Raw genomic sequence first — 12,333 nt, forward strand, 5'->3', positions numbered from 1 at the left:
GGATACCTGACCCTGGTCGGGCGGTCGAAGGACATGATCATCCGAGGTGGGGAGAACATCTACCCCAAGGAGATCGAGGACGTGCTGGCGGGCGACCGCTCCGTTCTGGAGGCCGCGGTGATCGGGATTCCGGACGAGAAATGGGGCGAGGTGGTCATCGCCTACATCCAGCCGCGGCCAGGCGTGACGGTCGATCCCGCGGAGCTCCAAAAGCTCTGCGCGCAGCATCTCACCGGCTACAAGCGTCCCACCTCGTACATCGTGGTGGAGGCCATCCCCAAGAACGCTGTCGGCAAGATCGACAAGGTCGCACTGCGAGCGAGCCACGCCTCCGCCGGGGCGTGACGACCGCGGACGGACGGCACCGTCGTGCAGCAGCACACGGAGTCGGCTGCTGTTCCCGTCGCCAACGCTCGCCGACGGTTCCGCCGAGTGCGCCGTGCGGGAACTCACCGCAGGTACAGGCACCGTCGGCGAGTTCCCGCAGGTGGCCGTCAGTCGACCATCCGGTTGAGTTTCCGGACGCTCTTGTCGAAGGCCCGGGCGGGGACGATACGGCGCAGCACGCTGACGCGTGCGGCGATCGAGCCTGCGGGATAGCTCAGCTTGGGTTTCGGGTCGGTCGCTGCCGCGACGACCGCCTTGGCGACGACAGCGGGATCGTCGCCACTGCGCATCTGTTCCTCCACCACCTCGTCGAAGACGGCCCGTCGCCGCGCGTACAACGGCAGAGGGGTGTCGGCGTGCACCATGTTCGTGTCGAACGGGGTGTTGACGGGGCCGGGCTGGACGCGCAGCACCCGAACGCCGTACTCGCGGACCTCGTGGTCCAGGGATTCGGAGTAGCCCTCGACCGCGTGCTTGGAGGCGATGTAGACGGACATGAAGGGGTTGGGGGCGAACCCGCCCACTGAAGAGATGTTGACGATGCGTCCGTAACCCCGGCCGCGCATGTACGGCAGGACGGCTTTGGTCATGCGCATGAGGCCGAAGACGTTCACATCGAAGACGCTCTGCGCCTGTGCGACCGAGATCTCCTCGGCTGCGCCGTTGGTCCCGACCCCGGCGTTGTTGACCAGGACGTCGATGCGCCCGAACTCCTCGATCACCTGCCGGACGGCATTGTTCACCGAGTCGACGCTGGTCACGTCGAGCCCGAGGAGCGTCACACCGCCGCGGGACGGGCCGTCCGCCCCCTTTCGGCTCGTCCCTATCGCGTCGAACCCCGCCTCGGCGAGCGCATGCGCCGTCGCCTTGCCGATTCCCGAGGACGCGCCCGTCACGAGCGCCACCGGCCGATCCGTCGTCATGTCCCGCTCCCGAATCTTTTATATTACGACCATACGACAATAACAGGCGCTCACTGCGGGCGCCTCGATCACACCCGACGCCACCCCGCAACCCCGCCGGGTGTGCGGCAAACGCCGCCGCTCCCTTCCGCACCCGGTCCCACACCGCAATGGGCGCGGGCAGCCGACCTGGTGGCGATGGCCGCCGACCGGATGGTCCGCGCCCGCGACATCGTCGGCGACATCGCGCAGGAGGTTGGTGGTGAGGGGCGCAAACTCCCTCGGTACGATTGGAGCCGGCCCGCGGTGACGCAGGGGGCTCCGCATGCCTGCCCGATGGAGGCGGGATGCCCATACCGAAAACGGCGGCACCCCTCCCCCGAACTTGTCCCGGCTGTCGCGGACAGAGTCGCGCACGAACCCCGGGGAAGCGGTGTCGACGCGGATCCCCAGGGGCGAACTCCTCGGCGAGCGTCTTGCCCAGTGCGGTGAGTGCCGCCTCGACGTAAGCGCAGGCGACGGGCCCGGGGCCCGACAGGTACGCGACGGCCGAGGGCACGTCGACGCTCGCGCCCCTGCGCTCGGCTATGCCCCGAAAGCCTGCCCCGCCGACCCGAGCGGCACCCGGAAGGCGTCAGGTCCGCTTCTGGCGGCGGTCCCGACGGAGCCGGGCGAGGCCCCCCTCGGAGGTGACCTCGGGTGGCATCCAGGGCCGGATCATCCGTGGACATTTCGAGGAGTTCACACAGTTCGCCGACCCCGAACGCCTGGGCGAGGTGCCGGCCGAAGGAGTTCGCGATCCGCGACCACCCCCTCTTGCCCCGGCCGACCGACGGCACCCCGTCCCCATGAGCCGCACGATCACGACGGAAGCAGCGAACCCGGCGTCTGCCGCGCACGAAGACGGCGCCGGGCCCTCACCCTCGTTCGGCCTGGACGGCTGCGGCAGTTCGCCGGTCGACATGGCGAACCGGCACCGCCCACAGGAGTGGCACGTGCGCCACCGACGCTACTCGTCGAGGAACTGAACAGCGTGCTTCAGGAACCGCTCGGGGTACTGGAACTGCGCTCCGTGCCCGGCGTCGGGGTAGATGATCAGCTGGGCATCGGGAATGTGCTGAGCGAGGTGCCAGGAGTGGATCGTGGGGATCATCACGTCGTCCTCGCCGTTGAGGACCAGCGTCGGCTGGGTGATCACGTTCAGGTAGACGAAGGGCGTCTCGCCCGGCCGCAGCGGCGCGTAGGCGAGGGCCGCCTCGATCTGCGCCATCATGAATTCGGGCGAGCTCGGCGGATCCTGGTCGACCCTCTGGTGACGCCGCTCCCAGAAGGCCTTGCCCGCTTCCTGCGCGGCCTCCGAACGGCCGAAGAACAGGTAGAGGAAATCGTCCAGGGTCGGGACCGGATTCGTCGCGACCTCCGCGAACGCCTTGGGGTCGGCGGCCGCCTCCCCGCCCCGCAGGCCGGTGCCGATCAGCAGAAGCTTGCGCACCAGCTCGGGGTGGCGCAGCGCGACCTCCTGAGCCTGGAAACCGCCGATCGAGAAACCGAGCAGGTCGACCTGGTCCAGCCCCAGCGCCCGGATGACCGCGGCGATGTCGTCGGCCATGTCCTCCATCCGGTTGCGCGGCGTGCCGGACGACGAGGCGAGACCGCGCCCGTTGAACAGGATGACCTCACGCCCCTCCGCCAGGCCGTCGGTCATCAGCGGATCCCAGTGGTCCATGCCCCCGCGGAAGTGCTGGACGAAGAAGAGCGGAACGCCGGAGGGCTTCCCCCAGCGCCGGTAGGCGAATCGGTCCCCGTCGACCTCGATGTACTGAGTCGGTGCGGTCACATGTGTGTCACTCACGGCCGTGCCTTTCTGTAGTCGGCAGCCTTACGATGATGGTCGTAATTTAAAAAGTCAACCGTTTGGATGTCGATCGACATCAAAGTATGGTGGGCAGTCGGGCGTCGGCTGGAGAGAGGGGCTGGACATGCGGGTCACCAAGGCGCAGGCAGAGCAGAACCGTGCGCACATCGTCGCGACAGCCGCCCGGCTGTTTCGTGAGCGCGGCTACGACGGTGTCGGCGTGACAGAACTGATGGCGGGGGCCGGATTCACCCATGGCGGGTTCTACAAGAACTTCCCCTCCAAGGCCGCCCTGATGGCCGAGGCGTCCGCGAACGGGCTCTCACGGACCGCGTCACTGGCAGAAGCTCTGGACGTCGCCGAGTTCGTCGAGTCCTACGTCTCCCGGGAACATCGCGACGGGCGCAGTGACGGCTGCACCATCGCGGCCCTCAGCGGTGACGCAGCACGTCAACCCGAGGAATTCAAGGCGGAGTTCGCAGTCGGCATTGAGAGCCTGACGGCAGCCCTCCAGGCCGGAGGCGACGCGGCGCCGGACGCGGACCGGCTCACAGCCCGCACCACGGTGATCGACGCACTTGCCCACTCGGTCGGCGCCATCGTGCTGTCGCGGGCGTGCCCGGACGACTCTCCACTGGCCGACGAAATCCTCGACGTCTGCCGTGAGGCGATCCTCACGTCACTGGCACGCGCGGACAGCAGCCGGTCAGCGGCGGAGAGACCGGCGAGTTGACCCCGAGGCCTCGAGGGCCGCCACAACCGGGGCTCCGGTCTGCTGTCCATCGGCCCGCAGGCCGGACACCGCTACGGCCGCCCCCACTTCATGAGCCTGACGGACGTCTTCACCGCGCCACCCAAGTCACCGAACACAACAGATCGGCCGGATCGCCTTGAACCTGCTCACCGAGCAGGTCCAGGGCGCTCGCAGACACCTGTTAGCCGGGCGCGGTCAGCAGGTCACCCACATCGACTTCGAGCCCGATGCCGTCCACCGGGATTCTCCCGTCCACCGTCTCACTGCTACGAGGTGTGGGTCTCCGGCATGTACGCCGCCGCGTATTGGCGTTCGAGTGCCTTGATCGCGCCGCTGCGCCAGCTGTCCGCCAGGGATTGCGACAGGGGATCGGGGAAGATGTCCTCTTCCCCTTTCTCCACCCCGTCGAGGATGTTTCGCGCCGTGGCCTGCGCTGACGCCTTCGGTATGTCGAAGCTCTGGGTCATGGCCGTGTCCACGGGACCCGGCAGGACGGTATGCACGCTCACGCCCTGTCCGGCCAGCAGGGCTCGCCACGACTGTGAAAGGGAGAACACAGCCGCCTTCGAGATCGAGTAGCCGGCGGAGGCGGGCACGGCGGCCCAGGCCGCGAGCGAGGCCATGTTGACGACGGCTCCCCGGGAACGAGTCAGAGCCGGCAGGAAGGCCTGCGTCATGTCGTGCGTGCCGAGGAGATTGACCGCGAGGTGCTGTTCGAGCACGGCGCGATCGACCAATTCGTCGGCGAGCCCGATACCCGCGTTGTTGATGAGGATGTCGAGGGAGCCGACCTTCTCGGCGGCCTCCCGTATCTGCGTGGCGTCGGTGACATCCAGGGCCAGGGGCGTGACGCGCTCGTCCGAAGGGGCGAAGGGCCGGCGCGTACCGGCGTAGACGTGCTGTGCGCCTCTCTTCAGCGCTTCCTCGACCAGCGCCCGCCCGATGCCACGGTTGGCCCCGGTCACCAGAACTGTTGCGCCTGCGATCGTCGACATGAGATCTCCTGGCTCGGTGGGATGGTGTGAGCACCGACCCGGCCGACGGGCCGGGCCGGCTGACAGGTCGCTCAGCGGGGAAGCCGCGGGGGGCCTGACGCGTGGCAACTGGCCGAGAACCGCGAGGCCACCCGGACCACGCGCCGCCTTCCGGATCTGCGCCGCGGTCTTCCCGACGATCGCCCGCACCGCAGAGCGTCAACACATCCCGCGGTGAACGTACCGGCCACCGTGCGGGAGTCGAGGACCAGACCCGGGGCGTCGGGGGTACGACGCCGACGACGGAGTCTGCCCGGGCCCGGACGTCGGCAGAACAGCCCAGGATGGTGAGCCGGCCGACGAGCGTGTCCGGACAGTCGAGGAGCGAGGTCCGCGAGCATCTGAAGCTCCCCTTGATCGTGGGCACCCGGAGCCGACGCCGGCATCAATGTCCACCAGCGTGACCGATGAGCCCGGTGGTGCGGGCCCCAGCCTGCCGCTCAAGGAGTTCCAGCGCGATGTCGGCCAGCATGTCCTCCTGCCCGGCGATGAGTTTGCGGCGTCCGGCTTCGACGAGAATCTGCCGTGTCGACAGGCCGCTCTGTTCCGCCACGTGCTCGGCATGGCGAAGGTAGCTGGAGTAGACGCCGACGTAGCCGAGGGTCAGGGTCTCGCGGTCGACCCGCACCGGCCGGTCCTGGATGGGACGGACCAGGTCGTCGGCCCCGTCCTGGAGCGCCCAGAGGTCACAGCCGTGCTCCCATCCGTAAAGGTTCGCGGCCGCGACGAACGCCTCGATCGGGCAGTTGCCCGCTCCGGCACCGTGCCCGGCGAGCGACGCGTCGACCCGAACCGCCCCGGCCTCGACGGCAGCGAGAGAGTTCGCGACCGAGAGGGAGAGGTTCTCGTGCGCGTGGATGCCGATCTCGGTCTGTTCGTCGAGAACGTCGCGGTAGGCGAGGATGCGGTCACGGACACCGTGAGGGGTCAGGTGACCCGCAGAGTCGGTGACGTACACGCAGTGCGCCCCGGCGGCCTCCATCGTCCGGGCGCAGGCGGCCAGCTCCTTGGGTTCGAGGCCGTGCGACATCATCAGGAACGCGGCCACGTCCATGCCGAGCTCGCGGGCCCGACCGATGTGCTGGAGCGCCACGTCGGGCTCGGTGCAGTGGGTGGCGACCCGGACAGAGGTGACGCCGAGTTCGAACGCGGCCTCGAGATCCCCGACCCTGCCCAGGCCCGGCACCAGCAAAGTGGCGACCCGGGCTCGCTGGACGGTCTCGGTCACCGCGCGGATCCACTCCTCGTCGGTGTGACTGCTGGAGCCGAACGTGAGGGTCGAACCCGCGAGGCCGTCGCCGTGGGCGATTTCGATCGAATCGACACCGGCGCGGTCGAGTGCGCCCGCGATCTCACGGACGGTCTCGGGCGCCATGCGGTGACGTATGGCGTGCATTCCGTCGCGCAGGGTGACGTCCTGGATGAAGACTCGGGTCACGAGGCACGCTCCACAAGGTTCTCGGTGCGTCGCAGCCGCCGCTCCGCGGCTCCGACGGCTGCGGCGGTCATGATGTCGAGGTTTCCGGCGTAGGCCGGCAGGTAGTCGGCGGCGCCTTCCACCTCCAGGAAGGCGGTCACCTGCAGTCGCTGCCTCGGCTCGAGTGACGGGCTGATGCCCCGCAGCGGGACGTCGGTGCCGATGGTCGCGAACTGCACCTCGTGCTTGAGCCGGTAGCCGGGCACGTACGAGGACACCTCCCGGACCATGTCGTGGACCGAGGCGCGGACAGCCTCGCGGTCGGTCTCGGCGTCGACCAGGCAGTGCACGGTGTCGCGCATGTGGACGGGTGGGTCGGCGGGGTTGAGGATCACGAAGGCCTTCCCTATCCGCGCGCCACCCACCACCTCGAGCGCTCGGGAGGTGGTGATGGTGGTCTCGTCGATGTTGGCCCGGGTGCCGGGCCCGGCCGAGCGCGACGAGATGGAGGCGACGATCTCCGCGTACTCGACCGGTGTCACCCGTGACACCGCGGCCACCACCGGGATCGTCGCCTGGCCGGCGCAGGTCACCATGTTGATGTCGCCGGCTTCGGCATGGTCACCGCCGTTGACGGAGGGGACGACCATGGGGCCGGCCGCTGCGGGCGTCAGGTCGATCATCTGTATCCCGCGCGCGGTCAGCGGCGCGGTGTTGTCCGCGTGGGCTGAGGCTGAGGTGGCGTCGAAGGCCAGCTCGATCTCGTCGAGGTCCGGCCAGGCGAGCATGCCCGCGACGCCCTCGGCGGTGGTGCGGATCCCGAGGTCGCGCATGCGGCGCAGTCCGTCGGACTGCGGGTCGATTCCGACCACGCCGGCGAGCTCCAGTATGGGACTGCGCATGACCTTGAAAGCGAGGTCGGTGCCGATGTTGCCGGAGCCGACGATGACGACTCGTGCCATTCCTTCTCCTGAGATAGGTGGGGATGCGGTCAGTGGCTCTCACGGGGGACGCCTGCAGGCCGGCGGCCCACGAGGAAGTCGAGATCCGCGCCCCGGTCGGCCTGGAGGACGTGCCGGTGGTGGAGGACGCCGTACCCCGAGCTGGGTGCGTCGCCCGGTGGCGCCGTGGTGGCGGACCGGGCGGCCAGCTCTGCGTCGTCGACGATCAGGTCCAGGCGTCGGCGGTCGACGTCGAGGGCGATCCGGTCACCGTCGCGCACCAGGCTCAGCGGCCCACCGGCCGCGGACTCCGGGGCCACGTGCAGCACCACTGTCCCGAACGCGGTCCCGCTCATCCGCGCGTCGGAGATCCGCACCATGTCGCTGACCCCGCGGCGCAGCAGCTTGGCGGGGATGGGAAGGTTCCCGATCTCGGGCATTCCCGGATACCCCTGTGGTCCCGAGTTGCGCAGGACGAGCACGGAGTCCTCGCTGACGGGCAGGTCGGGATCGTCGATGCGCCGATACAGGTCCTCGCGGTTCTCGAAGACGATGGCGGGGCCTTCGTGGCGGAGCAGGTGCTCGCTGGCCGCGGCCGGTTTTATCACCGCGCCCGAGGGGGCGAGGTTGCCGCGGAGCACCGCCAGGCCGGCGCCCTTCTTCAGCGGGTCGTCCCAGCGACGGATGACCGGGTCGTACCAGTCCCGCTCCGCGGGCACGTTGTCAGCGAGACGGCCGGTGACAGTGGCCGCCTCCACCTCCAGCACATCGCGCAGCTCGTGGAGGAGGACCGGGACACCACCGGCCTCGAAGAAGTCCTCCATGAGGTGCTCGCCCGCCGGTTGCAGGTCCACCAGGAGCGGCACGCCCCGCGCTGCCCGATCGATGTCGTCCAGGCCGAACGGCACCCCGACGCGGCCGGCGATCGCGATCAGGTGGAGCACGGCGTTCGTCGAACCGCCGGTGGCCGCCAGCGCCACCACGGCGTTGCGGAAAGCCGCCGGGGTCAGGACGTCCGAGACCCGCGTCCCGCTGCGCACCAGTTCCACGGCCTGTCGCCCGCTGTCCTGGGCGAGCACGCGACGGCGCGCGTCGACGGCGGGGATCGCCGCGTTTCCGGGCAGGGCGAGCCCGAGGACCTCCATGAGAACGGCCATGCTCGACGCCGTTCCCATCGTGTTGCAGTGACCGTTGGCACGCCACATGCAGGACTCCGCGCGGACGAACTCCTCCTCGCTCATCCGTCCCGCCCGCACCTCGTCACTCATGCGGTACACGGCGGTACCGGAAGGCAGCGGCTGCCCTCGGTAGCGGCCGGTCAGGGTAGGGCCACCGGATACCACCACCGTGGGCAGGTCGGCGCTGGCGGCGCCCATGACGAGAGCGGGCGTGGTCTTGTCGCAGCCCCCGAGCAGGACGACTCCGTCGAGAGGGTTCGCCTGGATGGACTCCTCGACGTCCATGCTGACCAGGTTGCGGTACAGCATCGTCGTCGGGCGCATCAGTGTCTCGCCGAGCGACATCACCGGGAACTCGACAGGGAAGCCCCCGGCCTCGTACACGCCGCGCTTGACGGCCTCGGCGAGGTCGCGGAAATGAGCGTTGCACGGCGTGAGTTCGGACCAGGTGTTGCAGATGCCGATGACGGGGCGACCGTCGAACATCCGGTGCGGCACCCCCTGCGCCTTCATCCCGGAACGCCGGGCGAACGCGATCTTCTCGGTTCCACCGAACCAGGCCTGCGATCGGCTCTCCGTCTGGGATGTGTGGGGGTTCTCTGCTGTCGGCACGGTGCCTCCTTGCTGGGTCGGATCTCCCTCGATCCGGTCTCGAAGTGTGGTGGCGTCGCCGTCAGGGGGCGAGTGATCGCAGCGCATCTCGCACACCCTTGGCGCGGCGTGCGACTATCTCGCAAAGGTGCATCGCGGCGATGTGTGTGGAGGCAGGGATGGGTCTGAAGACCATCGAGCGTCTCGGTGACTTGTTCGCGCTGTTCACGGTGGCCCGGCCGGAGTGGAGTCTGGCAGAGGTCGCACGGGAACTGGAGGTGCCGCGCTCCACTGCGCACGGACTGTTGGTCTCGGTCGCCGCCACCGGGCTGCTGGACCCGGTGGGGCAGGGCCGGTACCGCCTCGGTCCCCGCATCACCGAGCTGAACGCCGTCCGCATGCGGCGGCGTGACGTCGGCGAGGTAGCGGGGGAAGTGCTGCATGCGCTGACCACGGAGACCGGGGAGACCAGCAACCTGGGCGTGCTGGCCGGTTCCGCCCTGCTCTACCTCGATTCGGTGCCCGGCCGCCATCATGTCAACGTGACCGGTGCCCGCCCCGGCACTCGGCTCGCCGCCGACCGGACGGCGATGGGCAAGGTCCTGCTGTCCCACCGGGCAGAGCCTCGGGCCGCCCTCACCGAGAAGCGGGCCGCCGAGGTGCTCGCGGGCACAGGCCTGCGCCGTGCGGAAGCCGAGGCCATCCGCCGGGACGGCGTCGCCTACGACCTGGGCGACGTGTCGCCCGAGATCCGGTGCGTAGCCGCCCCCGTCCGGGACGAGGCGGGAACGGTGGTCGCCGCCCTCAGCATCTCGACGACCGCCGTCCGCTTCGCACAGCACCACGACCGGCTCACCGACCGGCTGCGGGAGGCGGCCGCCGTGCTGAGTGAGCGGCTCCGTTCCGATGGGGCCTGAACCGCGGGACCAACCTGTCCTGGGCAACCTGTCGGAGTTGCCCGACGACTGCGGGTTCACGCAATGCTCTCCTTCACCTGGGCAGGCATTGACCAAGGCGGTCAACGCCTTGTCGGACGTCGCCCCCGGCCTTGACCTCCTCCGCGGGCACAACACCCGGTCGATTCACACATCCGGCGCCCCGAGTACGTGAACGACACTGTTTGACGCGCACCAGGGGTAAAGTATTACGGTCATCATGTGAATATTCGAGCGCTTGTATTCGATGTGTTCGGAACGGTCGTGGACTGGCGCTCGGGCGTCGCTCATGACATCCGCCGACTGGTACCCGACGTGGACGCCGAGGCGTTCGCCGACGCATGGCGCAGCCAGTACCTTCCCTCGCTGGACCGGGTGCGGCGCGGCGAGCTGCCCTGGACGAACCTCGACGAGTTGCACCGGGCATCACTCGACGAGCTGCTCGCCGAGTACGGGGTGCCGGATACGCCCGAGAGCGTGCGCGCCGAACTCGTGCTGGCCTGGCACCGGTTGGAGTCCTGGCCCGACTCGGTGCCTGGGCTGGAGCAGCTGAAGAAGCGGTTCGTCATCGCGTCCCTGTCCAACGGTCATGTCGCGCTGCTCGTGAACATGGCCAAGCACGCCGGGCTGCCCTGGGACACCGTGCTGTCCGCAGAGCTCTTCGAGCACTACAAGGGCGACCCCGAGGCCTACCTGGGTGCCGCGCGACTGCTCGGCCTCCAACCGGAGGAGGTCATGATGGTCGCCGCGCACGTCGACGACCTCGCCGCGGCCCGGGCGTGCGGTCTGCGTACCGCCTACGTGCACCGTCCGCAGGAGTACGGCTCGAAGGCTGTCCTGCGGCCGCCGAGCACCGACCCGAAGGCCGATGTCTCGGTGGCCTCATTGACGGAGCTGGCCGACCACCTGAACGCCTGAGGCTCCGCCGTCCGTCGGAAGGCGCCGGTCACAGCCACTCGTTGGAGGCCGGCGCACCGGCGCAGCAGACGGGCCCGGCACTCCCCGGTCGTCACCGTCGGCCGGGGAGCGGCGGGCCTGTTCCTCGTCGCATCCGTGCATGCCCTGGACCACGGGCAAGGAATCCGGGCACGGGCGCACTGGGCCCGCGTCCGTGCGTGTGATCGAGCGGATGGTGTTCAGCAGCAGGACGGCCCGGGCCTCAGGGTCATACCAGGGACCGATCCGGGGTCGAACTGCCCTGACTCTTCCCTGCCTTGCAGGTGACCGCTTGACGCACCTGCGAGTCACCTGCCTATGGAGTCGGGGAACCGGCCAGGAGACTGAGGGCGCCGAACCACAGGATGCCCGGGTTGATGCGCTCCGGGTGCAGGCTCAGCATTCCCTCGTAGTACTCCATGGGGGTGGGTTCGCCCCGCAGTAGCCGGTCCGCGTCATCGAGGTAGCGTTTCGTACGGCCGATGTCGGCGGGGTCGTCCGCCCGAGCCGGGTCCTTGTGGCCGGCCACCACGAAATCCGCTCCGAGCGCTTCCACCTGGCCGAGTGCGCGACGCCACGCGTCGCGCCCCCCGCCCGCAGATTCCGAGAGCGCCAGATGCACTCCGTTGTAGACGACATCACCGGCGACGGCCAGCTTCAGGCTCGGCACCCAGAGCACCGTGGTGTCGTCGCCGTCGCTGTGACCGACCTCGACCGGGAGGAGCACGTTTCCCTCCAGGCTCAGCCCCTCCTCGCCGACGACCTGCACTTCGACCGGGGCGGTAGGGATCCGGCCCGGGAACAGCACGTCCCAGAACGGCCCGCGGGACTCCGGCGTGGCCAGGCCCGCCATGTGGGCCTGGGTCCCGGCCGTCGCGCGGACCACCGCGTCGGGGAACCGTTCGAGCAGGACGGGAGCACCCAGCCAGTGGTCTCCGTGGCCGTGCGTGATGTAGATCTCTGTGACGTTTCTGCCGGTCTTCTCCACCCAAGCCAGCACCTCGCGGGCGGTGTCCACGGTGAAGGGCGGATCGACGAGAACGGCGTCCCTCTCGCCGTAGATCAGGGTCGTCGAGATGGGCGACCACACCATCGGCTCCCCGTCGGGAAGGTTCAGGGTGCCGCTGCTCTGTGCGATCGCGGGGGTCACGAACACCTCGTAACGCAATGACGTCATGCTTCCGTCCTTCTGGGACGTGGAGAAGAGGGCTGGAAGGCGGGATCGTTCCCGAAATGCCGCCGGGGCCGCAGCCCGACGGCTGCGGCCCCGGCGGGCCGTCAGAACATGGTGTTGCTGTTGGCGGCCTGCTCCGGCACGTCCTGTGAGCCGTCCCAGTGCTCGACGATCTTTCCGTCGCGCACCCTGAACAGGTCGATGACCGCGCGCCCGCGTTCGCCCGGAG

At 69.3% G+C, this 12,333-nt stretch carries 10 protein-coding genes and 1 pseudogene; 4 read left to right on the forward strand and 7 right to left on the reverse strand.

From position 1 onward, the window contains the following. Positions 1-345 (forward strand): annotated as a pseudogene (locus tag ABZ887_RS50135) (AMP-dependent synthetase); the annotation flags it as partial. 149 nt (positions 346-494) lie between these two features. On the opposite strand, the gene ABZ887_RS50140 reads toward ABZ887_RS50135, so the two are convergent. Next, complete coding sequence (locus ABZ887_RS50140; RefSeq protein WP_361306255.1) at positions 495-1,310, reverse strand: oxidoreductase; 816 nt, start codon at positions 1,308-1,310, stop codon at positions 495-497. A 988-nt stretch (positions 1,311-2,298) separates the two neighbouring features. Further along, positions 2,299-3,141: an alpha/beta hydrolase gene (locus ABZ887_RS50145; RefSeq protein ID WP_361306257.1), complete on the reverse strand. Its 843-nt coding sequence runs from the start codon at positions 3,139-3,141 to the stop codon at positions 2,299-2,301. Between the two features lie 127 nt (positions 3,142-3,268). Between ABZ887_RS50145 and ABZ887_RS50150 the strand changes: the two genes are divergently transcribed. Continuing rightward, positions 3,269-3,877, forward strand: a complete 609-nt coding sequence (locus ABZ887_RS50150; protein WP_361306259.1) for a TetR/AcrR family transcriptional regulator — start codon at positions 3,269-3,271, stop codon at positions 3,875-3,877. Positions 3,878-4,164: 287 nt separating this feature from the next. Here ABZ887_RS50150 and ABZ887_RS50155 read toward each other — a convergent pair whose 3' ends face one another. From ABZ887_RS50155 to ABZ887_RS50170, 4 genes are all read right to left on the reverse strand, one after another. Further along, positions 4,165-4,893 (reverse strand): SDR family NAD(P)-dependent oxidoreductase, encoded by a 729-nt coding sequence (locus ABZ887_RS50155; protein ID WP_361306261.1) that lies wholly within the window; start codon positions 4,891-4,893, stop codon positions 4,165-4,167. 424 nt (positions 4,894-5,317) lie between these two features. Beyond that, the gene (dmpG, locus tag ABZ887_RS50160; RefSeq protein ID WP_361306263.1) at positions 5,318-6,370 is read right to left on the reverse strand and encodes a 4-hydroxy-2-oxovalerate aldolase; all 1,053 of its coding nucleotides are present in this window, start codon (positions 6,368-6,370) and stop codon (positions 5,318-5,320) included. Next, positions 6,367-7,311, reverse strand: a complete 945-nt coding sequence (locus ABZ887_RS50165) for an acetaldehyde dehydrogenase (acetylating) (RefSeq protein ID WP_361306265.1) — start codon at positions 7,309-7,311, stop codon at positions 6,367-6,369. Before ABZ887_RS50165 ends, dmpG begins: the two co-directional genes overlap by 4 nt. Before the next feature lie 29 nt (positions 7,312-7,340). Then, positions 7,341-9,080, reverse strand: coding sequence for an IlvD/Edd family dehydratase (locus ABZ887_RS50170; protein WP_361306267.1), 1,740 nt, complete (start codon positions 9,078-9,080; stop codon positions 7,341-7,343). A gap of 158 nt (positions 9,081-9,238) precedes the next feature. Between ABZ887_RS50170 and ABZ887_RS50175 the strand changes: the two genes are divergently transcribed. Further along, positions 9,239-9,976 carry an IclR family transcriptional regulator gene (locus tag ABZ887_RS50175; RefSeq protein ID WP_361306269.1) on the forward strand — a complete coding sequence of 246 codons (738 nt, stop codon included), beginning with the start codon at positions 9,239-9,241 and terminating at the stop codon, positions 9,974-9,976. Between the two features lie 240 nt (positions 9,977-10,216). Continuing rightward, a complete protein-coding gene (locus ABZ887_RS50180) occupies positions 10,217-10,912 on the forward strand; it encodes a haloacid dehalogenase type II (RefSeq protein WP_361306271.1) in 696 nt (231 codons plus the stop codon). A gap of 334 nt (positions 10,913-11,246) precedes the next feature. Here ABZ887_RS50180 and ABZ887_RS50185 read toward each other — a convergent pair whose 3' ends face one another. After that, the gene (locus ABZ887_RS50185) at positions 11,247-12,107 is read right to left on the reverse strand and encodes an MBL fold metallo-hydrolase (protein WP_361306273.1); all 861 of its coding nucleotides are present in this window, start codon (positions 12,105-12,107) and stop codon (positions 11,247-11,249) included. Between the last annotated feature and the right edge of the window lie 226 nt (positions 12,108-12,333).

Source organism: Streptomyces sp. NPDC047061, from assembly GCF_040643955.1.
Lineage (GTDB): Bacteria > Actinomycetota > Actinomycetes > Streptomycetales > Streptomycetaceae > Streptomyces.

Excerpts from the sequence above, each read along its gene's own strand:
- ABZ887_RS50185 (WP_361306273.1), bottom strand. The coding sequence starts at position 12,107 with ATGACGTCATTGCGTTACGAGGTGTTCGTGACCCCCGCGATCGCACAG.
- ABZ887_RS50175 (WP_361306269.1), top strand. The coding sequence starts at position 9,239 with ATGGGTCTGAAGACCATCGAGCGTCTCGGTGACTTGTTCGCGCTGTTC.
- ABZ887_RS50165 (WP_361306265.1), bottom strand. The coding sequence starts at position 7,311 with ATGGCACGAGTCGTCATCGTCGGCTCCGGCAACATCGGCACCGACCTC.
- ABZ887_RS50155 (WP_361306261.1), bottom strand. The coding sequence starts at position 4,893 with ATGTCGACGATCGCAGGCGCAACAGTTCTGGTGACCGGGGCCAACCGT.
- ABZ887_RS50140 (WP_361306255.1), bottom strand. The coding sequence starts at position 1,310 with ATGACGACGGATCGGCCGGTGGCGCTCGTGACGGGCGCGTCCTCGGGA.
- ABZ887_RS50150 (WP_361306259.1), top strand. The coding sequence starts at position 3,269 with ATGCGGGTCACCAAGGCGCAGGCAGAGCAGAACCGTGCGCACATCGTC.